Source organism: Corynebacterium sp. SCR221107 (genome assembly GCF_027886475.1).
In the GTDB taxonomy this organism is placed as follows: domain Bacteria; phylum Actinomycetota; class Actinomycetes; order Mycobacteriales; family Mycobacteriaceae; genus Corynebacterium.
Genome location: NZ_CP115670.1, coordinates 1,566,138 through 1,589,486, shown reverse-complemented (window position 1 = coordinate 1,589,486; position 23,349 = coordinate 1,566,138). Strand labels below are relative to the sequence as shown.

The 23,349-nt window shown below is 60.6% G+C and carries 19 protein-coding genes; 13 read left to right on the top strand and 6 right to left on the bottom strand.

Annotation, left to right across the window (positions count from 1 at the left end; genetic code table 11):
* Positions 1-121: 121 nt before the first annotated feature.
* The 5 genes from PAB09_RS06945 (at position 122) to PAB09_RS06925 (ending at position 5,113) form a co-directional block, all read left to right on the top strand.
* Positions 122-1,255, top strand: a complete 1,134-nt coding sequence (locus PAB09_RS06945) for a M24 family metallopeptidase (protein ID WP_271032993.1) — start codon at positions 122-124, stop codon at positions 1,253-1,255.
* A complete protein-coding gene (locus tag PAB09_RS06940) occupies positions 1,255-2,088 on the top strand; it encodes an SDR family NAD(P)-dependent oxidoreductase (RefSeq protein WP_271032992.1) in 834 nt (277 codons plus the stop codon). Before PAB09_RS06945 ends, PAB09_RS06940 begins: the two co-directional genes overlap by 1 nt.
* A 25-nt stretch (positions 2,089-2,113) precedes the next feature.
* A complete protein-coding gene (gene cbiE, locus PAB09_RS06935) occupies positions 2,114-3,403 on the top strand; it encodes a precorrin-6y C5,15-methyltransferase (decarboxylating) subunit CbiE (RefSeq protein ID WP_271032991.1) in 1,290 nt (429 codons plus the stop codon).
* 217 nt (positions 3,404-3,620) lie between these two features.
* Entirely contained in the window at positions 3,621-4,394 is a 774-nt protein-coding gene (cobM, locus tag PAB09_RS06930) for a precorrin-4 C(11)-methyltransferase (protein ID WP_271032990.1), read from the top strand.
* Positions 4,382-5,113 carry a cobalt-precorrin-6A reductase gene (locus PAB09_RS06925; RefSeq protein WP_271032989.1) on the top strand — a complete coding sequence of 244 codons (732 nt, stop codon included), beginning with the start codon at positions 4,382-4,384 and terminating at the stop codon, positions 5,111-5,113. Before cobM ends, PAB09_RS06925 begins: the two co-directional genes overlap by 13 nt.
* Positions 5,114-5,290: 177 nt before the next feature.
* On the opposite strand, the gene PAB09_RS06920 is transcribed toward PAB09_RS06925, so the two are convergent.
* From PAB09_RS06920 to PAB09_RS06900, 5 genes are all read right to left on the bottom strand, one after another.
* Positions 5,291-5,554 carry a hypothetical protein gene (locus PAB09_RS06920; protein ID WP_271032988.1) on the bottom strand — a complete coding sequence of 88 codons (264 nt, stop codon included), beginning with the start codon at positions 5,552-5,554 and terminating at the stop codon, positions 5,291-5,293.
* A gap of 326 nt (positions 5,555-5,880) precedes the next feature.
* On the bottom strand, positions 5,881-7,980 hold the full coding sequence (locus PAB09_RS06915; RefSeq protein ID WP_271032987.1) for an acyltransferase family protein: 2,100 nt from the start codon (positions 7,978-7,980) through the stop codon (positions 5,881-5,883).
* A 518-nt stretch (positions 7,981-8,498) separates the two neighbouring features.
* Positions 8,499-10,025: a precorrin-3B C(17)-methyltransferase gene (cobJ, locus tag PAB09_RS06910; protein WP_271032986.1), complete on the bottom strand. Its 1,527-nt coding sequence runs from the start codon at positions 10,023-10,025 to the stop codon at positions 8,499-8,501.
* Entirely contained in the window at positions 10,022-10,669 is a 648-nt protein-coding gene (locus tag PAB09_RS06905; protein WP_271032985.1) for a precorrin-8X methylmutase, read from the bottom strand. Before PAB09_RS06905 ends, cobJ begins: the two co-directional genes overlap by 4 nt.
* A complete protein-coding gene (locus PAB09_RS06900) occupies positions 10,666-11,856 on the bottom strand; it encodes a precorrin-3B synthase (RefSeq protein WP_271032984.1) in 1,191 nt (396 codons plus the stop codon). The genes PAB09_RS06905 and PAB09_RS06900 overlap by 4 nt, the downstream gene beginning before the upstream one ends.
* Before the next feature lie 160 nt (positions 11,857-12,016).
* Here PAB09_RS06900 and PAB09_RS06895 point away from each other — a divergent pair, with 160 nt between their 5' ends.
* From PAB09_RS06895 to PAB09_RS06865, 7 genes are all read left to right on the top strand, one after another.
* Positions 12,017-13,324 (top strand): MFS transporter, encoded by a 1,308-nt coding sequence (locus PAB09_RS06895; protein ID WP_442873745.1) that lies wholly within the window; start codon positions 12,017-12,019, stop codon positions 13,322-13,324.
* Between the two features lie 314 nt (positions 13,325-13,638).
* Positions 13,639-17,313 (top strand): cobaltochelatase subunit CobN, encoded by a 3,675-nt coding sequence (gene cobN / locus PAB09_RS06890; RefSeq protein WP_271032982.1) that lies wholly within the window; start codon positions 13,639-13,641, stop codon positions 17,311-17,313.
* A 317-nt stretch (positions 17,314-17,630) separates the two neighbouring features.
* Entirely contained in the window at positions 17,631-18,167 is a 537-nt protein-coding gene (locus PAB09_RS06885; protein WP_271032981.1) for an FxsA family protein, read from the top strand.
* 136 nt (positions 18,168-18,303) lie between these two features.
* On the top strand, positions 18,304-20,013 hold the full coding sequence (lnt, locus tag PAB09_RS06880) for an apolipoprotein N-acyltransferase (protein WP_271032980.1): 1,710 nt from the start codon (positions 18,304-18,306) through the stop codon (positions 20,011-20,013).
* A gap of 121 nt (positions 20,014-20,134) precedes the next feature.
* The gene (locus PAB09_RS06875) at positions 20,135-20,938 is read left to right on the top strand and encodes a polyprenol monophosphomannose synthase (RefSeq protein WP_271032979.1); all 804 of its coding nucleotides are present in this window, start codon (positions 20,135-20,137) and stop codon (positions 20,936-20,938) included.
* 311 nt (positions 20,939-21,249) lie between these two features.
* Complete coding sequence (locus tag PAB09_RS06870) at positions 21,250-21,651, top strand: hypothetical protein (protein ID WP_271032978.1); 402 nt, start codon at positions 21,250-21,252, stop codon at positions 21,649-21,651.
* 58 nt (positions 21,652-21,709) lie between these two features.
* Entirely contained in the window at positions 21,710-22,117 is a 408-nt protein-coding gene (locus PAB09_RS06865; protein ID WP_271032977.1) for a hypothetical protein, read from the top strand.
* A gap of 90 nt (positions 22,118-22,207) precedes the next feature.
* Here PAB09_RS06865 and PAB09_RS06860 read toward each other — a convergent pair whose 3' ends face one another.
* Complete coding sequence (locus PAB09_RS06860; protein WP_271032976.1) at positions 22,208-22,591, bottom strand: RNA polymerase-binding protein RbpA; 384 nt, start codon at positions 22,589-22,591, stop codon at positions 22,208-22,210.
* Positions 22,592-22,844: 253 nt separating this feature from the next.
* Here PAB09_RS06860 and PAB09_RS06855 point away from each other — a divergent pair, with 253 nt between their 5' ends.
* Positions 22,845-23,171 carry a hypothetical protein gene (locus tag PAB09_RS06855; protein ID WP_271032975.1) on the top strand — a complete coding sequence of 109 codons (327 nt, stop codon included), beginning with the start codon at positions 22,845-22,847 and terminating at the stop codon, positions 23,169-23,171.
* The last annotated feature ends 178 nt before the right edge of the window (positions 23,172-23,349 follow it).

Genomic DNA, 23,349 nt, shown 5'->3' with positions numbered 1-23,349 from the left:
ATCATCCACGATGTGGGCCGGCCCGCGAGGGGAGGTGCGTGAGCAGTACAAACCCACCGCACCCGGATGATCCCGCAGGACCCATCGTTGTCCCATCCTAGTTGGCCTATGCTTGAAAGCTATGCGAAGCTTTTCCACCACCGTGTACGCCAACCGCATTCAGCAGGCGCAACGCCTGTGCGAGAGCAAGAAGCTCGACGGAGTTATCATCGGCACCGGCGCACAGCTTGCCTATCTTACTGGCTCCTGGGCCAGCACTCATGAGCGACTGACCGCGCTCGTCATTCCCGCCACGGGCGCGCCTCGTTTCATCCTTCCGCAGGTTGATCGCGCAAGCCTCACGCACTCGCCACTAGGCAGCCTCGACCTTGATTTCTACGGCTGGGTCGACGGCGACAACCCCTATGAAATTGCGGCGGCTGCGTTCGTCGGCAAGCATGATGTGACCATCGGCGTGGGCTCCGATCTGAGCGCGCACCACCTGCTCACGCTTCAGGCGCTGCTGCCAGGTGCCACCTTCGCGCTGGCAACCTCCGTGCTGGCGGAGATGTTCGTGGCCAAAGACCCCGCCGAAATTGCTGAACTCGAGCGCGCGGGTAAAGCCATCGACCGCGTCCACGCGCAGGTGCCCGCGCTGCTGCAGGCAGGACGCACCGAACGCGAGGTCGCAGCCGACATCGAAAGGCTCATCCTCTCAGAACACGAGCTCGTTGACTTCATCATCGTCGGCTCCCAAGCAAACGGCGCCAACCCGCATCACGACTACTCGGATCGCGTGCTTGAAACCGGCGACATGGTTGTCGTTGACATCGGAGGCAGCCTCGATACCGGCTACCACTCGGACTGCACCCGCACCTATTGCGTCGGCGGCCCCAACGCGCTGGCCGGAAACCCCCACGCCGCGCTAGCCAAGGACCTCTACGACGTGCTCTTCGAGGCCCAACAAGCCGCCGTGGACGCCGTGCGCCCAGGGGCTCGCGCCGAAGACATCGACCGCGCCGCCCGGGAGATCATTCAACGGGCAGGCTATGGCGATGATTTCATCCACCGCACCGGCCACGGCATTGGGCTTTCCACCCACGAAGAACCCTTCATCATCGAAGGAAACGCCCTCGTGCTCGAAGAAGGCATGGCCTTTTCCGTGGAGCCGGGCATCTACATCGAAGGCAAGGTCGGCGCCCGCATCGAGGACATCGTCGTGGTCACCGCCACCGGCTGCAGGCAGCTCAACAACCAGCCGAGGAACCTCCTGTAATGGCGGCAACCACCAATGCGCAGCCCTTCGACGACACCATTCCCACCGTGCTGCTGTTGGGCGCCACCTCAGACATCGGCGGCGAGCTTGTCGCCCGTTTGTGCCAGGGGAAAAGGGTCGTGCTGGCCGCGCGCCGGGTCGATGCGCTCGCCCCGCTAGAAGGCACGCTTATGGCGCAAGGGGCCATTTCGGTGGTCAAGCATCACTTCGACGCAACGACCGACATCGTCGCTACCGCCGAGGACGCAGTCAACCCAGCAACCGGGCTGCGCGGAATTGTCGAAGGCATTGCCAACCTCGAGTGCGCCATCGTGGCGTTTGGCATCCTCGGCGACCAAACGCTTGCGGAGCATTCCGAAGCACACGCTTATGAGATAGCCCACGTCGACTACGCGCTCCAGGTCGCGGCGCTGACGGTGCTCGCCGACGCCGCCTTGAAACAGCCCCAGCCTGCGACACTGGTGGCCTTTTCCTCGATCGCCGGCTGGCGTGCCCGTAAGGCCAACTACGTCTACGGCTCTACCAAGGCCGGGCTGGATGCGTTTTGTCAGGGGCTTGCCGATCGCCTCCACGGCACGAACGTGCGCCTGATTACTGCCCGGCCGGGTTTCGTCATCGGGTCTATGACGCAGGGAATGAAGCCTGCACCTTTGTCATCGACGCCGGCGCAGGTCGCCGACGCAATCGCAGCCGCCATCGCGGGCTCCGACAAGCCGGGGCTACCTAGCTCGAGGAAGGCATCGGTGACCCTGTGGATTCCTCGTCGCCTGCAGGTGCTGGCGTGGGTGATGAAGCTGGTCCCGCGGCCGGTGTGGCGGATGATGCCTCGATAATTAAGTCACACTAGAATATCCACTCATGACCCCACCTGCAGCATCTTCGGCATCACAGGCAACTTCGGTATTGCGCACCGTCGACGGGCACGATGTGGCCGGCCAAGATTTCGTTGCGATCGTGGGAATCGGCGCCGGGGGCTTTATCGACCTTTCCCACCCGGCACAAAAGGCCCTTATCCGAGCCGAGGTCATCGTCGGTTCGTGGCGGCAGCTCAACCTGCTGCCGGAGGACCTTCATGCCGAGCGCCGACCGTGGCCCTCGCCGCTGGTACCGGCCATTCGTCCTCTTTTCGATGAGCTCGAGGGACGCCGCATCGCGGTGCTTGCCTCGGGGGATCCGATGTTCCACGGCATCGGTACCACGCTGACTCGCATGCTTCCGGAGATCGACTTCGAGGTGTACCCGCAGCCGTCCAGTGCCTCTCTGGCGTGCGCCCGCCTGCACTGGCCAGTGGATGCCACCCCCGTGCATTCCCTCGTCACCAATCCGCTGAGTTGTTTACACACAGCCATCGATTCAGGCGAGCGCTTCCTCGTGCTCGGCAGAAATGAGAATTCCCCCGGCGAGATCTGCGCGCTCTTATCGGAACGCGGCAATGGGAAGGCGAAGGTGTGGGTCTTATCCGATCTCGGCGGCCCGCAAGAACAGGTGGTGGAAACCACGGCGGATGCACCCCCTAAGCCTGCGAGCACCCTTAATGTCATCGCCGTGGAACCAGTCACGGCCGGGCAGTCGCTGGTGCCCGGACTTGCCGACGACAACTACCTCACGGATGGCCAGTTAACCAAGCAGCATATCCGTGCGCTGTCGGTGGCAGCGCTTCGCCCACGCAACACCGATACGCTCTGGGACATCGGCGGCGGTTCCGGCTCCATCGCCATCGAATTTCTCCGGGCGACCACCCGTTCACGGGCAATCTGTTTTGAATCCCACCCCACACGCGCGCAGACGATTCACGATAACGCCACCCGGCTGGGCGTTGTCTCACGCTTGGCCGTGCAAAAGGGTGCACCGGAGTCCTTCGGATCCGTACCAGATACCCCGGATGTCATCTTCATCGGCGGTGGTCTTACGCATCCCGGGGTATTCGAGCAGGCCTGGGAGCGTCTCAAGCCCGGCGGGCGGCTCGTGGCCAATGCCGTAACGATCGAATCGGAGCACATGCTCATCGAGCTTTGGCGCACACATGGCGGCAACCTGGCGCGCTTTGAGATCTCCAATCAGTACCAGATCGGCTCCTTCCACGCCTTTAAGCCCGCACTGCCTGTGACGCAATGGGCGGTGACCAAACCTGCCGGGCCGCGCAGCTAGAAACGGCCACGTTGCGAGCCATTCCCTACGCCCATGTGGCGAAGACACCGCATGCGTCATGCAGGGTAGGTCGTAGGCAGCGCGTTGCTTGCTTGTTTCAAGCTTGTGCTTTCCGACGCCTACGGTTTCGCCACCGCAACGATCTCGTGTGCATAGAGCGCACACAGTGCTGATAAGAATTAGTATCAATTAACCAGTAGCAAAAAGGACGACCTTCATGACCGTGTACTTCATTGGCGCCGGCCCCGGCGCTGAGGATCTGTTGACTCTTCGTGCCGACCGCCTCATCCGCCGCTGCCCGGTGTGCCTCTATGCGGGTTCCATCGTCCCGCCGGAGGTCTTGGAAAACACCCCGGAAGGGGCCACCGTCATCAACACCGCCCGCATGCCTTTGGATGAAATTACCAAGGTGATTCAGCAGGCAACCGAGGAAGGCAAGGATGTTGCCCGCCTCCACTCGGGCGATCCAAGCATCTACTCCGCTGTAGCTGAGCAGGCCCGCAGGCTCGTGGAACTGGGCATTGACTATGAGATCGTGCCAGGTGTGGCCTCCTTTAGCGCCGCCGCCGCGGTGTTGGGCCATGAGCTCACCGTCCCCACGGTGGGGCAGACCGTGATCCTCACCCGCGTGTCTGGGCGTGCCTCCGCCATGCCGGAAGGTGAAGACCTAGCCACCTTGGGTGCATCGAGGGCGACACTGGTCATCCACCTCGCCGCCCACGACATCGACCGGGTTGTCGAGGAGCTGCAACCGAATTATGGCAAGGAGTGTCCGGTTGCGGTGGTGGCCTATGCCTCCCGCCCCGAGCAGCAGGTCGTGCGCGGCACGCTGGTCGATATCGCAAGCAAGGTCAAAGAAGCTGGCATCACCCGTACCGCGGTGATTATCGTCGGCAATGTCCTGGGCGCCGAGGGCTTCCCAGATTCCTTCCTGTATTCCGATGATCGCCCCCGTGATGAGCATGGAAGGACGATTCCGTGCGCGCACTGATCCTCGGCGGCACGGGCGAGGCCCGGGCCGTGGCCAAGCTCTTGGTGGATTCAGGCTGGCATGTCACCAGCTCGCTGGCGGGTCGGGTGTCCAATCCGGCGTTGCCGGTCGGCGAGGTTCGCATCGGTGGCTTCGGCGGCCCGGCGGGCTTGGTGACTTGGTTAATCGACAATGGGGTAGAAGTCGTGATAGATGCTACCCATCCCTTTGCCGAGCGCATCAGCCTATCGGCCTCAGAGGCAACCCGCGCCACCGGAATTCCGCTGATCGCGTTGCACCGCCCCGCATGGCAGCCACAGCCGCGGGACAAGTGGATTCCGGTGGCTTCCATGGAAGAAGCCGCACGAGTCGCCGCCCGCGATTTCCATCACGTGTTTGTGACCATCGGCCGCCAGCAGCTGGCGCCTTTCGCCGCTGACCCGCACAACCTGTATGTCATCCGCACCGTGGAACCGCCCGAGGTCCCTTTGCCGCCACGCCACCGGCTTGTTCAATCGCGGGGGCCATTTACGGTAGATGATGAGAAAAAGCTCATGCGTGATAATCAGATCGACTGCGTGGTCACGAAGAATTCCGGGGGCGCGATGACCCAGGCCAAGCTCACGGCCGCACGGGAGCTGGGAATTCCGGTGATCATGGTGCAGCGACCAGCGCTCCCACAGGTCACCTTTGAGGCCCACACGCCTGAAGAGGTGATGGAGCTTGTTTCACGGCTGTAACGGAAAGACAGCTCGAAGCAACCATTTTTTGCAGGCAAATGCCTAAAGCCACCGCAAGCAACGACATTGCTTGCGGTGGCTTCAGTCTTGGTGCCGATTGCTCACGCAGGCTCGCAGGAATTGGGCCGGAATACCTACCCGGTCTTCCTGCTGTGGTGGACTAGCCTGAGGGGTTGATTATACGCGGAAGATATTGAAGATCAGGGTGCGAATCGTGCCCAGCGAGGCCAAGAAGAACAGGAGGTTGCCAAGGGTGATGTTGTTCTCGGAGCCTTCCTCCGAAGAGGTGACAGAAACCGAGCTCAGTTCCGAGGAGGACTCGCTGGATGCCAGCGAGTCGGATTGCGCATATGCGGGAGCAACGGCGCCACAGGTGACTGCGGTTGCGACACCGACAGCAACGATCCGACGGGACAAGACGCGAACCTTGGACTTCATCATTGGCAAAAATCTCCTTGTATTGTTTCTTCGGTCGTCTCACAGGCGAGCATCGCAGCAGACGCCGTCAATGCCACTTAAGTAATACAACGTAAATGTGGTCTATAACGTTACGCAACTTCTTCTCGCGGAAAAGAAATACGAGGTTTAACTCGGCATAATCCTTGAGGCCGTTTACCGACTTGTGACACGAAAGTTGCTTTGGTGCTTAGTCCTTTCTACAGGCCACGTCAGATTCGTCCTACGAGTATGAAGGCGTGGAATATGCGAAACAAGTTCAAACGAACGGAGCAACCACCACTTCGTCGGGGTGCTCATCACCCAAGGGATCAGGTACCTCCGCCGGTGCGGGGGGTTGGGGGTTCTTCTCCAATGCCTGGATCTTGTTCCGCGGGGGCTGGGGGTGGGATTTGTTCCGCAGGACCTTCTCCGATGAACGGGGTTTGTTGTGAAGGTGCTGGTTGCTCCACCTCAGGGAGGATTGCAGCAGGTGCTGGTGGGGCAGGGGGCGGGGAAGTCGGCGCGATTTCGGCGGTGCGGCCTGTGGCTCCTGTTTCGCCCCTGGCCGCAAGACGATCGAAGGCAGCTGCGATGACCTCGGCCATCAGTGGAATCCCGGCGAAGTCGGGATGAACACCATCGGCCTGGAGCTTGTCCGGGTTCCCTCGTGCCACAGACTCCCAGTCAGCAACCTCGACATTCGGATATTTGTCGGTGATGGCTTGCAGTTGCTGGGTCAGCTGTGGTTCCCAACCAGCGCCGAAAGAGTTCACCAAGACCACTGTGCGACCGTGTTGAATGCGATCGATGAGTCCCTCGACAGGGACCGGGTCTTGGATACCCCAGTTGGTTCCAAGCATGAAAACAACTGCGCGCCTGATCGCACTCTGGGCGTTGAGCGCGTCGGCGATGGGGATGACATCTTCCCACCTGCGATTTGACTCAGCATCCATGTGCAGACCTGGCCAGCGCTCGACGAGACCATCGACCGAGGTCACGGCCATCGAATCGCCGAAGATGGTTAACTCCTCCCCGCGCGGCGGGGTGTAATCGACCTCACGCGTACTGGGATCACCGTGGGATTGCGTTGCCGTGTCTGGCGTGGGATTAGCGGTGGGTTTGAGCGCTGCCACTTGGGATGCTTCAGCCTGGATCGCTGCCTCTACCGACGTCATGTCGGGGGCAGTGACGGCAGCTACAGTAGTCGCACCCATACCCAGGCAGGTTACAGCGGCCCCCACCTGGACCAGCCGATTCGACGGCAATTGGCTGCGCCACGAGCCCAATGTGGCACGGATGCCTTCCCGGCGCATGGGGGTTTCTACAATGCGCAAGGAGGCCTCGGAAAGACCAAGGGTCACCGCGATCGCGACAATCTGGACAATGAATCCACCCAAGGAACCGGGCGAGGTCGGTACTACGACATCCAGCAGCAAGATAACTGGCCAGTGCCAAATGTAGATGCCATACGAGCGCTCACCGATCCACCGCAAGAAAGACAGGTCGAGGATGCGCGTGTAACGGCTGGGACCGCTTAGGATCCCCGCGATGGCCATGCCCGAGGCTAACGAGGCCAAACCTAATCCGCCGTAGAAGGTAACAGGCTGCGCTTCCCCTAGCAGGAAGAAAAGGATGAAGAGGATTCCAATACCGCTGGCACCAATGAGGGAACCGAATTGGCGCCACCACCGGGTCCCGAACAATCCGGCGTCGAAGCGGGAAAACTCAAAAGCGATGGCTACTCCGAGCATGAGGCCGAAAAGATGCGTGTCCGTGCCATAGTAGACGCGGGTGGCATCGCCGGAGGGATCATAAACAAGGGCCATTCTCAGCGCCGAGGCGAGCGCAATAATCACGGCAATACAAGCGCGCAGGCGTGGAGCGGGAACTAACCTCATCGATAACAGAAACAGCAGTGGCCAGAAGAGATAGAACTGTTCTTCCACAGCTAGTGACCAAAAAGGGGAAAACAACTGCGGCACGCGTGAATCAAAGTAAGAGGAGCCAGCAGCGATCTCGAGCCAATTGGAAGTAAAAGTTGCCGTACCAAGCAGCTGGCGGCCGATCCCATAAAGGAGATCTCTCGCATTGTCATGAAAAAGCGAAAGAAGCCACGTCACGCTCACCGAGGTCAACACGGTGACAACCAGGGCGGGGATGAGGCGACGAATGCGGCGTTGCCAAAAAGCGACAAGGTCCACCGCGCCCGTTTTGTTGAATTCGCGTATAAGCAGCGTGGTAATGAGGAAACCCGAGACGACAAAGAAGACGTCCACACCGATGAAGCCTCCGGGGACAAGCTCCGGATCGAGGTGAAAGGCGAGGACAGCGCCCACGGCCAAAGCACGCAACCCGTCGAGGCCGTCAATGCGGCCGCGGCGAAAGGCGACCGGTGTGGTCCTTTTATCCATCACGACTGCTCTATGCATGAGCGGAGCCTAACACGCCAAACGTCGATAAACCGGCAGCTCGCACAGTTTCTTTTCAATCACGTGAAAATCAGCCCCACCTTGTTACACCTATGATTGACAACCCGCAGCGGAAATGCCCGCGCACCTAAAACCCCAAAAAACCCTCCTCGCACCCTCTTGATAAGGAAAACAGTTTCAGAGTCAGCAAAGTAAACGCCGGCTCACACCACCGCATGGAGCAGGACACCGTGGCGTCGGAAAGCAATCACGAAAAATTATCTAGCCGCGCCGAGTAGAAAGCGCCGGCGAAGGCACGCGGCGTGAGAAAAACAACCTCAATCACGGTGACGAACACTCGTCGAGGCGGTCGAAAATAAGGGGGAGGCCTTTCCTGGAGCACGACGATTCGGGCGCATTGGTGGGATTGCTGCCCGGGCATGTTGTGCCCAGACATGCAAAACCCCAGCCCGGCCGGCCGTTGTCGGTGTGAACTGTGGCCTTTGCCAAGCTGGGATAATAACAGCACGCTTTAGGCGCTACTTTTCATATCGGCGGGAGGTAAAAACGCGGGTGCCATTGGCGGGGGAGTCATACGCGCGCGTCGTGGAGGCGCCCATGATGACCATCGTGCGCATATCCACGATCTCCGGATCGAAATCCGCCAGGGTGGTGATGGTGACGTTCTCCTTGTCGGAACCGACCGCGCGGGCAACGATCACCGGGGTCTCAGGAGCCTGATACTCGGCGACGATCTCAGCAAGCTTGGCAATCTGCCAGCGACGTTCCTTGGAAGCGGGATTGTAGACGGCAAACGCCATATCGGCTGCAGCGAGTGCGCGAACCCGCTTTTCCACCATCTCAAAGGGCTTGAGCCGATCGGACAACGAGATCATGCCAAAGTCATGGCCGAGCGGAGCACCGACTCGCGAGGCGACCGCCTGAGCGGCGGTCATACCCGGAATCACGCGCACCGGAACATCACGCCAGGCATCATCATCGGCGGTTTCTAGTACCGCCGCCGCCATCGCGAACACACCGGGATCACCAGAGGAAACCACCGCAACGCGACGACCGCGCTTGGCCAGATCCAAAGCCATCGCGGCACGCTGCGCCTCCACCTTGTTATCGCTTAAGTGACGGCGCTGACCAGGCCGGGACGGCACGCGATTGACATAGGTGGAGTAACCCACGATATCGGTCGCCGCGGCGAGCTCACGGGCCGATTCGGCGGTGGTCCAGCGATCCGCGCCGGGGCCAAGACCGACGACCACGACCTCTCCCATCGCAGCAGGTGCCGCCTCATCGGAACCCGCCTTTACGTCGGCGGTGCGAGAAGGCACAACCGCCACGGAGAAATAGGGGATGTCATCCGCACTCGCCTCATTAAGGGGCACATAGCGCTGGTCATCCATTCCCACGCGAATGGCCACCATCGCGCGATCGGCAACACCAGCATCGATCATCGCGTTTTTGACCTTGTCAAAGTTTCGGCCGAGTTTCATCACCACGGCTGAGTCGCACATGCGCAGCGCGGCGGCCAATTCCGGCAGGCTCAGCGTGGCCGGAATGATCGATAACAGTTCGTCCTCCTCCGCCAAAGGCATTTGGATGAGGTCGGCTGCGGCCGTAACGGATGGGATGCCGGGGATGACGTCGGTGGGGAAGTCGTCGGCAAGCATGCGATGTAAGTGCTGGAAGGAGCTGTAGAGCATAGGATCACCCAATGCCAGCACGGCGACGGTGCGCCCGGCGTCAAGATGTGCGCGCAGACGGGCGGCTGCCTCGAGATAGAAATCGGCCATGGCCCCGGCATAGCCCCCGGGATGATCGGTAATCCCCGTGGTCACGGGGTATTCCAACAGCTCAAGGATCTGATCACCGCGGAAATGCTGCTCGGCGATGGCGCGTGCGGTCGAAGTGCCGTTGGGGCGAGCGTGGAAGGCAATGACGTCCGCGGCCGCAATCGCCGACACTGCTTTGAGCGTCAACAGCTCCGGATCGCCCGGGCCAACGCCGACGCCGATGAGACGGCCGGTCGCCCCGGTGGCATCGTTTGCGCTCACAGGATCTCCTTTTCGGTGGCTAGCGCGTTAATGGTGGCGCAGGTGATAGCGGAACCACCGCGGCGTCCATGCACGGTGATGAACTCGGTGCCTAAGGTGCCGGCAACATCAGCGAGGGCACGCTTGGATTCTGCAGCGCCAATAAAGCCCACCGGGATGCCCACGATCACCGCGGGGCGGGGGCGGGCGGGATCGGCCTCCAGCCAGTTGAGCAAGTGAAATAGGGCGGTTGGGGCATTGCCGATGGCAACGACGGCACCGTCGAGCTGATCGGCCCACAGTTCGACGGCCGCGGCGGTGCGGGTAGTTCCCAACTGCTTAGCAAGCTCGACGGTGCGTGGATCCTTGAGCAAGCAGACAACCTCGTTGTTAGCAGGCAGGCGATTGCGCGTGATACCGGAGGCGACCATGTTGACATCGCTGAGGATCGCAGCACCTGCATTCAACGCCGCGCGGGCTGCCGGTACTGCGTTGGCGGACATCTCAATATCTGTGGCAAGATCCGTCTGACCAGCAGCGTGAATCATGCGCACGGCCACCTGTGCTTGTTCGGCGTCGAAGGCCGATAGGTCGGATTCCTCCCGAATCATGGCGAAAGAACGCCGATAGATCTCGTTTCCGTCAGTGATGTAATCGAAGCTCATCGAGCATTGACCTCGTATTCCCCGTCGCCAGTTGCGACATACTCCGTGTGATGGGCAAGCGGGTGACCGCACCGGCGGTCGCACCCCGAAAAGTGTACTAAACCATCCGGAACCGACCCGCTTGAGACCAAGGAGGCGGCATCGTGCTGCGTGTGTGACAAGGACTTCGCGCACCCGGGCAGACCCGTGCAGGCGGTCACCCGCAGCCAAGGGGAGTTGGCGTCAAAAATGAGCCCCTGGGGTGCCAGCACCTTCACGATCGCGTCGGCATCGCCTTCGCGAAGGTCGTGGATGAGCAACGACGCCCATGGAGTAATCGTGACCGGGCGACCAATAGCGCCCAAGATTTCGGCGACGGTGGAGTTGAAAAAGCCAAACTTCAGGCCCGCACCCAGGCTCACAGGTCCATCATCTTCTTGCAGCCAGCCGATGGGGCGCGCGGGTGCCACCTGGCCTACCTCGGGTGCGGGAGCGGTGCCAAGGCCGTGGTTGTTGACGATCGTCTCGCAGATGAGGGCATGGGACTGCGGTGCTTCGTGGACACGCCAATGGTGCCCGCGCTGGGCCTGCCAGGTGGCAGCGGCCGTGGTCAAGACATCCGCGACCACATCGGAGTTGGGAATGATGATGTCGGTGAGCGCGCCACCGAGGATGAAGCGGAAATAGTCCTGCTCCTCAAACACTCCGAAATCAGGGTGCTGGGACAAAATATCGCCGGCACCTGAGTCGAGGCCGAACAACGTGCGCCCGGAAAGGCCAATAACCTCGGTGGAAGAGAGCAAGGACTGATCAAGCGCCTCGACGAGACCCCAGAGGTGAGTAGCCGTGGGGGAAGCAATGATATTGCGCAGCTTGTCGTGTTCCCGGGAGGGCAAGAAACCTGCCGCTTCCACCGCCTCGGCGAAAGCGGCGGCGTCGCGCACCCCCCGGAACTGCATGTTGCCGCGGGTCGTAACGTGGATGGTTCCGTTGCCGTGCTGCTTGGACAGCTGCGCGATAGGTGCCCAATCATCGGGGTGCACAACACCACCGGGGAAACGAACGCGGCCGATCAGGCCGTCTTCGGCCTTGTGCAGCTTTAAGGTGCCGGGGCACATGTCTTGGCGACTGCGGTCCGGGCGGGCGATAAGGACAGCGGCGTCCTGGGTCGCATCCACAATAGGTTGCGAGAAGAAACTGTCAGACATGTCTTTCGAGCTTAGTCCCCAATTTTTCACAAGGCGCCGATCGGAAAATCACGGCTCGCGTTTGTATTTTTTACAACCCACAAAGTGGGGAATAGACCCAGCACAATTCAGGGGTAGGTCTAGGATTGTGACGTTCGTCCTATGAAAAAAGAAGGTGACCATCACGTCCTCAGTTCAGTCCACGAGCGCTCGCTTGATCTCCTCCACATTTATCTTCGCCTGGCTGGTGAACTTCGCCCAATACATGGTCTTCTATCTCCTCGTGACCATCATGGCGTTGTACGCCGCCGAGCAATTCGGCGCCAACGACACCGAGGGTGGTTTTGCCTCCAGCGCATTCATCGTCGGCGCCACGATAGCGCGCCTGTTTTCGGGCATGCTTGTCGATGCCTTCGGCCGCAAGCGCTGCCTCGTGCTCTCCGCCATCATCGTTTCCTTAGCCTGCATCGCCTACGTCCCGGCGCATTCGCTGGTGTTATTGATCTTTGTGCGCATCGTTCACGGAGCCTTCTATGCGATCGCTTCCACCGCGGTCATGGCGGTCGCACAGTCGGTCATCCCCGCTCAGCGCCGCGCGGAGGGCACCGGCTATTTCGCGCTCGGTACCACGCTAGCGGCGGCCCTGGGGCCAGCGGCTGGCGTGGCGATTACCCGAAGCGTCGATTACGTGGCAGTGTTCGAGCTCGTTACCGCCCTGTCGGTGATCGCCATCATCCTGGCGTTCTTCCTGCGGGTGCCGGAGGAAGAACATCGGGGCACCCGGCACGGTCTACGCTCGATGATTCACCCGCATGCGGCACCGATCGGTGTGTTCATGCTGCTGGTGGGCGTGGGCTATTCCGGAGTGATTACCTACATCAACGCCTATTCTCGTGATTATGGGCTGGAGACGGGTGCGGGATTGTTTTTCATCGCCTATGCAGCGATTTCCTTGATCATGCGCCTTTTCCTCGGCCGCCTCCAAGACCGCAACGGCGACAACTTGGTTGTGTACTCTGCGGTGGTCACCTTCGCCATCGGCCTCGGTCTGCTCGCCGGGGCGACGAGCGACTGGGTGGTCGTGGTCGCAGGTTTGTTTGTCGGTATCGGCTATGGGTCGCTCGTACCAGCCTCGCAGGCTATCGCGGTGCGCTTGGTTCCCACGACGGAAATGGGCGCGGGGATTTCCACCTTATATCTGCTGCTCGATGTCGGCGTTGGTTTCGGCCCCATTGCCCTGGGAGTACTCATTTCGGCTAGTGATTACCGGACTATGTATTGGGTGCTCACAGCGGTGGTCATCGCCTCCGGGGTGGTTTATCTCCTCGTCCACGGGCGTAGTGACAACGCCACAGCGCAGGCACCTGAGGTGATCCTCGAAGCCCATGAGCAGCAACCGGCAGAAACTCCCGACATGGTGGTGACAGATACGCCCGTCTCACAGGAGGGTGTGGCGCGCAAGAAGGATAGGGGGTTGGATAGCGAGTAAGGGCCACGGGTGGGCTTGAGGCTTAAGGATTCTCGCATCTAGGTCTGGTGAAAAGGGGTTCGCTCGTCGTGGATGAGTTCCTTTTGTCTTTGGAGCCAAAAGGTAAGTGGGCTGGCTCAGGTAAGGTAGGTTGGGCTAAGAAAGGCGCCGTGCTGCAAGCGCAAGCACAAATCCTTCTCGCTCATCCGCGAGGTGAATCCGGTGAAAGCCCGGGCGGTCGCGCCACTGTCACAGCCAGACCTTCTCGCGGACATTGTTTCCTTTCCCACGCGGGCGCGCTTCCCGCAACGAAATATACGAGGTTTACCGCCAGCATGATTACCCTTTTGTCCACCTCTGACACAGACCTGCTTACCGCAAAGGCCGCGTCGGAGGTGGCCGATGTCGAGTATCGCTTCGCCAACCCTAATATGGTCACCCCCGCGCAACTGGAGGAATTCATCCAGGACTCCCAGATCTTCGTCGTGCGTTTGCTCGGTGGCAAGCGCGCCTGGGAACAAGGGCTGCACACCCTCATTGGCTCCGGGGTTCCCACCGTGATCGTCTCCGGCGAGTTAGCCGTCGATGCAGAATTGACGGAGCTTTCCACCGTGCCTGCGGGCGTGGCCACTCAAGCCCACACCTACCTGGCCGAAGGCGGCACCCACAACCTGGTCAACCTGCATCACTTCCTTTCCGACACAGTGTTGCTCACCGGGCTTGGATTCGAACAGCCGGAGCACATGCCCATCTGGGGACACCTGGGGGAGGAAGCTTTTAGCTCCACCATCACCGACCCGGAGGCCCCGCGCGTGGGCATCGTCTATTACCGCGCGCACCACCTGGCGGGAAACACGCATTACATTGCCGCGCTCGCCCGTGCCATTGAGGCTCGCGGGGCGAAGGCCGTTCCGCTTTTCGCCGCGTCGCTGCGCCAAGCGCCACAGGAGCTTATCGACGAAATCGCGACCTTGGACGTGCTCATCACGACAGTACTGGCTGCCGGCGGAACGAAGCCGGCCATCGCCGGTGCCGGCGGTGATGACGAGGCCTGGGATGTGGCCGCACTCGCCTCCATCGACATCCCCATCATCCAGGGCTTGGCCTTGACCAACTCCCGCGAGGAATGGGAGGAATCCGACGAGGGACTCTCGCCCATGGACGTGGCCAGCCAAATTGCCGTACCCGAATTCGATGGCCGCATCATCACCGTGGCCTTCTCCTTCAAAGAATACGACGAGCACGGGCTCATCGCCTACGTCCCGGACGAGGAGCGTTGCGCGCGGCTGGCGGGTATCGCTTACCGGCACGCACGTCTACGCAAGTTGGAGAACAAGGACAAAAAGCTCGTTGTGATGTTTTCTGCGTACCCGACCAAACACGCCCGCATCGGCAACGCCGTGGGCCTCGATACCCCGCTGTCGACCCTGCGCGTCGTGCGCGCGCTCGTCCAGGCCGGCTATGATCTCGGCGATCCCGCACTCATCCCCGGCTTCACACTCACCGACGAGGACGGCCCACTTGACGGTGATGCTCTCATGCATGCCATCATCGACGCTGGTGGACACGACCCGAACTGGCTTACGCAGGAGGTGCTCGACACCAATCCGTTGAAGTTGTCCAAGCAGGATTACCTCAACTTCTTCGCCACCTTGCCGCAGGCCATGCGCGAGGAAATGGAGCAGCATTGGGGTGCGGCCCCCGGCACCCATTACGTCAACGAGGCCACCGGGGAGCTCTACATCGCGGGCCTGCAGTTCGGCAACGTCGTCATCATGGTTCAACCGCCGCGCGGATTCGGCGACAACCCGGTGGGCATTTACCACGACCCCGACCTACCCGCCAACCACCATTACCTAGGCACCTACTACTGGCTGCGGGAGGTCTTCGGCGCCGATGCCATCGTCCACATGGGCAAGCACGGCAACATGGAGTGGCTGCCGGGCAAGAACGCAGGACTGTCGGCAGAATGCTACCCGGATCAAGCCATCAACGAGCTCCCGCTCATTTATCCCTTCCTCGTCAACGACCCCGGCGAGGGCACCCAGGCCAAGCGCCGTGCGCACGCGACGCTGATTGACCACATGATCCCGCCGATGGCCCGCGCCGAAAGCTACGGCGACATCACTCGTCTCGAGCAGCTGCTCGATGAGCACGCCTCGATCGCAGCCATGGATCCTGCCAAACTCCCGGCGATTCGTCAGGAGATCTGGACTTTGCTCCAAGCGGCCAAGATGGACTCCGACCTCGGCTGGGATGAGCGTCCCGACGACGAGGCCTTCGATGACAAGATGATGGAAATCGACGGCTGGCTGTGCGAGATCAAGGACGTGGCCATCCGTGGTGGCCTTCATGTTCTCGGCGAGGCGGTGAGCGGTGAGATGCGAGTGGAATTGGTCCTGGCGATGCTGCGTGCCCGCCAGCTCTGGGGCGGCGAAGACGCGGTCCTGGGACTGCGCGAGACACTTGGCTTGTCGGAGGCAGGCGACGAGTCCCGCCACCGCGTCGACGAGATCGAAAACCTCGCCAAGGGGCTGCTCAGCAAGCTCGAAGACGCCAATTGGGATGCCACCGCCGCCAGCGGCCTCGTGGAGGAACTTACTCAGTCCCAGGCACTGCCTGAAGGCGCAGACCCGCAGGCGCTCGTCCGGTTGCTGGAGTTTAGCTGCACCGAGGTCATCCCGCGCCTGGTTCAATCCGCCGGGGAGATCGACCAAGTCCTGCGCGCCCTCGACGGACGCTTCATCGAGGCCGGGCCGTCTGGTTCCCCCATGCGCGGACTGATCAACGTCCTACCCACCGGGCGTAACTTCTACTCGGTCGATCCGAAGTCGCTGCCCTCACGCCTGGCCTGGGAAACCGGACAACTCCTGGCCGACTCACTCATTGAGCGCTACCAGGCAGACCACGACGGAGCGTATCCGCAGTCGGTGGGTCTTTCAGTATGGGGCACCTCCGCCATGCGTACCTCGGGCGACGACATCGCCGAGGTCTTCGCCCTCCTCGGAGTCCGCCCAGTCTGGGACGAGGCCTCCCGCCGCGTGACCCGCCTGGAGGTCATTTCACTTCAGGAGTTGGGCCGCCCACGCATCGACACCACCGTGCGCATCTCCGGCTTCTTCCGCGATGCCTTCCCGCACGTCATTGCCTTGCTGGACGACGCCGTCCAGCTGGTTGCAGGACTCGACGAGGCCGACGAGGACAACTACGTGCGCGCGCACGCCCGTCAGGACCGCGCGGAGCAGGGCGCGCCGGGTGCAGGTGGCGAGGGACGCATCCGTCGCATCTTCGGTTCCAAGCCGGGTACCTACGGCGCAGGTCTGCTCCAGCTCATCGAATCCGGCGCCTGGCGCGATGACAAGGATCTCGCCGAGGTGTACACCACCTGGGGTGGCTACGCCTACGGCCGCGGCGTCGATGGCGAAAAGGCCGACGAGGACATGAGGCGCGCCTATCGGCGCATTCAGGTAGCTGCGAAGAATGTGGACTCCAAGGAGCACGATATCGCCGACTCTGATGATTACTTCCAGTTCCACGGCGGCATGGTGGCTACCGTGCGCGCGCTGACCGGCTCCAACCCCGAGGCCTATATCGGCGACTCTACCCGACAGGAAACGGTCAAGACCCGCACCTTGCACGAGGAATCGCGCCGCGTGTTCCGCGCCCGCGTGGTCAATCCCCGCTGGATCGAGGCGATGCGCAATCACGGCTACAAGGGCGCGTTCGAGATGAGCGCCACGGTGGATTATCTCTTCGGATATGACGCCACCACCGGCCTCATGGAAGATTGGATGTATGAGACCCTGACCAGCACCTATGTCGCTGATCCTACCAACCGCGAGTTCTTCGAACAGTCCAATCCGTGGGCGCTCCGCGACATCTCGGAGCGCCTACTCGAGGCGCACGAGCGTGGCCTGTGGGAGCAACCTTCCCAAGAAGCACTGGATACCCTGCGCACCACCTTCTTGGAGATGGAGGGGGAGCTCGAGGAGCGCAGCGAGCGCAACTAGTTAACGCCTGTGCGTGCCGACGGCGCCGGCCGTGCATCGTAGTTGGGGCGGTGCTGTGCCACTTCATGCTCGCACCAAGCCGGGGCAGGCAATCGCAAAGGTGGCGCGGCCCTGGTGGCGTCGGCAAGCAAAAAAGCCATGGCGTGAGAAACGATGGCGCCATGGGGTACACTTGCGATGACACCCTGTATTTTTCAGCCAGGGTGGACTTCACGCCCGCACGACATGGCCAGCGGGTGTCCCTAAGTTTGTTCGCCGTTGGCGAGCACGGGGTTCATTGCCGGTTTTCGTCGCAAAACATCGCTATGGTGGAGACTATGCCCGCAATGATCGCATTTCCGTACATCCTCCTCGAAGCCTTGACGTTTTGGGGTGTGGCTAGCTGGTTGGGCCCAGGAAAGGCCGTGCTATGGCTATTGGCCTTTTTCTTCGGCGGGCTCTTCCTCGCAGCGTGGGAGATGAGCAGCATCTCCAAGAAGGTCGGCAGTGGCAAGATTGGCCCGGGTCAAACAGCCGGCGATCTGGGGCTCGTGGCGGCAGGTTCCTTCCTTGTCGCCCTGCCTGGTTTTGTCACCTCCATCTTGGGCTTGCTGCTGATCTTTGCGCCGACCCGTGCACTCATCCGCGGATTGCTGGCTAAGAAGCTGCGCACCCGGATCGAGGACTTTGGCGTGCGCAGCTTCGAGGCGGCCAACTCCTACCGGCAGCGCGCCAATTACGGCAGCTTTGCCGGCGGGGAAGACTCCGCCGGCGTTATCGACGAAGAGGAAATCCAGCAGTGGAGTTCCAACCTACGTCCGGAGGATTTCACCGACCCAGGCACGGGCGACGGCCGTTCCAATCAGCGCAAGTAAGGTGGCTTGTTGCCACGGCCCACAAAGTGTCGGGGCGGCTCAATCTCTAGAGGCTATAGGACTTCCACTTTCACTGATCTACCTCAGTGCCCCTTAAGCGGGGCGACTGTCTGCATGCGCGATACAATCGGCGCCGATGCAAAGGTTAACGTTGATTCTTTTCGCCCGCCTTATAGTCGCGGGCCTGGGCGGGCTGGCTGTCTATGCTTCCTATGAGCCGATGGGGGTGTGGCTTGCTGCTTGGTTTGGCATCGCGGCGCTGTTTATTGCCTTGGCGCCGCTACGCTGGTGGCCATTTTATTCCGGCGCCGAGCCTGTTTATCGCCTGGGCAAGAAGGTGCCCAACCGTACCCAGCGCCTGCTTTTTGCGCTTATCGACGACCATGGCCGGCTGACCGCCAGGGGCGGATTCCTCACCGGTTTTATCCACGCCTTCGTCATCTACTTTTATTTGTTGCCGTGGATCGGCGAACTGGTGGGCAACATGCCCTACATCGCGCTCAGCGTTTACCTTGCGCTGTGGTCTGGGCTGTTCGGGCTGGTTGCCACGTGGATGGGTTCGTGGCGATGGTATCCCATCGCTTTTGTGTTCTGGTACCAAGCAGTCGAGTGGGGCCGCAGTAGCTTTCCCTTCGGGGGCTTCGCCTGGGTAAGGCTCGGCTGGGGACAGGTCGATGGGCCGTTGTTGCCTCTCGCGGCCTATGGCGGCCCGGCCCTCGTGGGTTGCGCCACCGTCTCGCTGGGCGTGGCCATCGCTTCCGGCCTGAGCATGAGCAGCCAAGCGTACCGAGGCTCCCGGCCTGCCAGCAACGCCGAAACCTCCCGCGTGCATAGGTTGGCTAGCCTTGGCGTGGTGGTGGCCATCATCGGTGGCTCGCTTTTGGCGGGCGCTTTTCAGGGGCGGGCAGAAGACCTTGGTCGGATTACCGCGGCGGCGATCCAAGGCAATGTCCCGCGCCTCGGCCTAGAGTTCAACGCCCAGCGTCGCGCCGTGCTGGCCAACCACGTGGCAGAATCGCAGCGGCTTGCCGACGACGAAGGCAGCGACGTCGACATCGTCATCTGGCCGGAGAACTCCTCCGACGTCAATCCGTTCAAGGATGCCACGGCGAATGCCCAGATCCAGCAGGCGGTCGCCGCCGTCAACGCCCCCACTCTCGTGGGCACAATCACCGAGGACGAGGTGGGCGAGCGTAACACCATGATCGTCATGGATCCGGTCGATGGCGCAGGGGAGTACCACTACAAGAAATTCCTCCAGCCTTTTGGCGAGTACATGCCGTGGCGTTCGTTCTTCCGGATCTTTTCTGACATGGTTGACCTCGCCGGTGACTTCAAGCCAGGCGATGGAACTGGGGTGGTCCATATGCAGCCGCGTTCCGGTGGTGATCCAGTAGCGGTGGGCGTGGCCACGTGCTATGAGGTTGCCTTTGATGCAGCCGGCCGCGACGCGGTGAAAAATGGTGCCACAATTTTGACCACTCCTACCAACAACGCCACATTCGGCTTCAGCGACATGACCTACCAGCAGCTTGCGATGAGCCGCTTGCGCGCGGTCGAGGTAGACAGGGCGGTTGTCGTGGCGGCCACCTCAGGGTCCTCGGCGATGATCAACCCTGACGGCAGCGTCATTGAAAAAACAGACATCTTCGAGGCCCGCCACCTTGTGGCTAATCTCCCGCTGCGCAATACCTTAACTTTTGCGACCCGCTATGGTTTATACGTTGAGTACTTGTTGGTTATCATAGGAACATTGTGCGCGGCATGGGCGTTGAGGAATCGTAGCCTGAGCCGTAAAAATCTCACGGGAACCACTCCTAAGAAGTCGGGTGCTTACCGCGGATAGTGGCTTTGCTGCGCTAAGGCCAATGAGCACCTCGCTGGTCCCCCGTGGTGGCAACTATTGCCACCGTGTGGCCTGACTTTCTACAGTACAACTAGGCTTTTTAAGGAGAACATCCACCGCCATGAGCAATCCAAGCGACAAGACTCTGGTCATCATCCCCACTTACAATGAGCTGGGAAACCTCCCACTGATCACCGGTCGGGTCCGCACGGCGGCGCCAGAGGTCGATATCCTCATCGTGGATGACAGCAGCCCCGACGGCACCGGTGAGGCTGCCGATAAGCTTGCTGCCGCAGACAGCCACATCAAGGTCTTGCACCGTGAGGGCAAGGGTGGGCTTTGCGGCGCGTATGTCGCGGGCTTCCGTTGGGGCTTAGAGCAGGACTACCAGGTGCTGTGTGAGATGGACGCCGACGGCTCCCACGCGCCAGAGGAGCTTCATAAGCTACTTGAGCAGATCGACGACGGCGCGGATCTGGTGATTGGGGCCCGCTACATCAAGGGCGGCAAGGTTGTGAACTGGCCGAAGAAGCGTTTCTTCCTGTCCAAGGGCGGCAACCTCTACATCTCCTTGGCGCTGGGTGCGGGTCTGTCCGATATGACGGCGGGTTACCGGGCCTTCCGCCGTGAGGTTCTCGAGTCCGTCAATCTCGACGAGCTGTCCAACGCTGGCTATATTTTCCAGGTGGACATGGCCTTCCGCGTGATCCAAGCTGGCTTCGACGTGCGCGAGGTGCCGATTACTTTCACCGAGCGTGAGATCGGGGAATCCAAGCTCGACGGCAGCTTCGTCAAAGATTCCCTCGTCGAGGTCACCAAATGGGGCATTAAGCACCGTGGCGCACAGCTTCACGCCTTGAAAGAGGAGTTTGGTGGCCAGGCAGACTATGCCATCAAGCAGTTCCGCAAGAAGCACATGATCTAAATCGCGCTTGGTTGGTCGACAGCCTTAACATCCTTCCTCTCACTTGCACCGAGGGGAAGGATTTTTCGTTAACTTCTAGGTGCGCAATTCTCAATCGTGGTAACCATGGCCTAGGATAGTGTGATATTCCGATTGATTATTTTCAATAAGCGGTTCCTTGTTTGATTATCCATTGTCGTTTCGAGCCTCGTCAGTACGCATATTGCTTGCCGACGACATTGATCCCGCGACTATTGATTTTCAATAACAAATTTCATCGGCCAGTCAAGTGAAAATGATAGCCACCACGAGAACTTTATTGATGTCCAACCTTGAAACTTTTTCACACCAGTAAGCAAGCAGGCATCGTTGCCATAGCCACGTTCGGTACCGCGATTACAGTGGCAATCCCGGCCACTGCGACGCAGGCACCTTCCATCTATCTCGATCCTCAAGCAGTTCCCGCCCGCACCGAAATCGCCGTCGTGTATGACAACGGGGCCATCACCGAAACTCCGAACGCGCACGAACCCCGCGCGGCGATGAGTTTGGCAAAGCTATTCTTGGGCTACTGGGTGGCCAATCACGGCGCCCCAGGGGATGCGATGCAGGTAGAGACGATGATCCGGTTCTCCGACGATGGGATCGCAACCCGCTTAGATCGCACCTATCCGCAGGCGATCTCGGAAGTTATCGCCTCGTTTGGGCTGGGGGAGAGCTCCTACAACGGGTAGTGGGGCAATACCACGACCACGGTGGCCGACGTTGCGCGTTTCCTGGAAGCTATCCGTTATGATGGCAGTGCCGCAAGCGTCCTTGGTGGGCATGCGCGCTTCTAGCCCCATCGCCGCCGATGGCTACGCTCAAAACTACGGGACGTCCGTTATTTCGGGTATCGAGGGAACAAAATTCGCTTGGCCGGATGACCATACTGTGAACGGATCTGCCTCGATTGGTCCAGGTTACTCGGTCGCCGCGATTGCATTCGGCAGCGCCGATGACCTCACCAGCGATGTGCTCGCCTCGGTTCATGTCTTGCCAGCTGAGGCCGAGGATACGACTTTGGCTGGCGTGTATCGATCGCGCCTGAGCTGCCACCTGCCGCAAGCGTCATCAGAGGGGCTGGGGCACTACCTCGACGCCAGCGCTGCAACTGTTACTGTTCCTGCTGAGGTCCTGACAGTCCTTCCACACTGCTAGGACTGTGACAAAAATACAGCTCCCAGCCTCCACGAAAGAGTGGATGCTGGGAGCTGCGCCTTGGGAAGAACGAAGTCCTAGTCGCGCCGCTTAGGCGTTTTTGGCGGCTTCTTCCTCTTGCTGCTTGAGCAGGCGCTGTGCATTGCGGCGACGCTTGCGAAGCTGCTCGATGCGCTCCTCGAGAAGGACATCTAGTTCCTCGATCGAGCGGCGTTCGCGAAGCATGTCCCAGTGGGTGCGCGGCGGCTTCGCGGGCTTGGTTTCGATGCCTTCGCCCTCAACCAGATGGCCAATTTGGCCATTCTTGCACAGCCACGTGCCGGGGATTTCCGCATCATCAGCGAATGGGACCTCAAACACATCGCCAGCTTCGGTCTTGTAACGAACCATCTGGCGCGGAGCCAAGTCATGGTCGCGGTCCGTTTCGTAACTCACGGCGCCCATGCGGCTTCCGCGAAGAACGCGATCTGCCATGTGGTGATCAGTCCTTTCATCCTCGGTGGGCAGTAAGGCCCACGCGTTAAACAAGATCTCTAATACTAACGCACGTCGACCTGAATATTGTTCCCCGCCCCACGAGATTCATGTGCGGGGAATCGCCACAGTGACGGCGTGCGAGTTGGAGTCACCTCTTTAGGGGGAGTCAATGCCTCGCGAGTGAGGAACTTTCGGGGGGAGTACCCATTCGGATTATCGCCCCCTATCCAACTTGAGTACACTAAGGCTAATGTCAGTCAAGCGCCAGCCAAGGTGTGAGTGGTGCGGTAAAGAGCTTGTCGAGTCCCCACGGGGTCGTCGGAAGAAGTATTGCAGCCAATCATGCCGTCAGAGAGCCTATGAGCAGCGTCAAAATGTTCAAGGTACAACAATCCCAGCGTCTGCTGTCATTATGCGCCCAGAAAGCGTTGCCGCAATGAGGGATAAGCTCTTTGAGTTGAGGTGTCTTGCAGAAGACATCGCCACGGCTTCGAAGGAGGGCGCAGATTTTTCCGAGCTGGATCCCTTATGTCAGGAGCTCGTTGTCCTCGCCAGGGACATAGAGAAAATCCGATAAGGGTTTCGTTATCCGACCCGTCTCTTAAAGCGGCGGTTCATCACAACTAAAACATGATCTCCGAGGAGTGATCGGTGTGACGTGGCTTGGGCTGCGTGATCACAGGCCGCTCGGGTTTCCCATTTCGGGCTTGATTCATCGGGCTCGAAAGGTCTTTTACCTCTTGTTAGGACAGGGT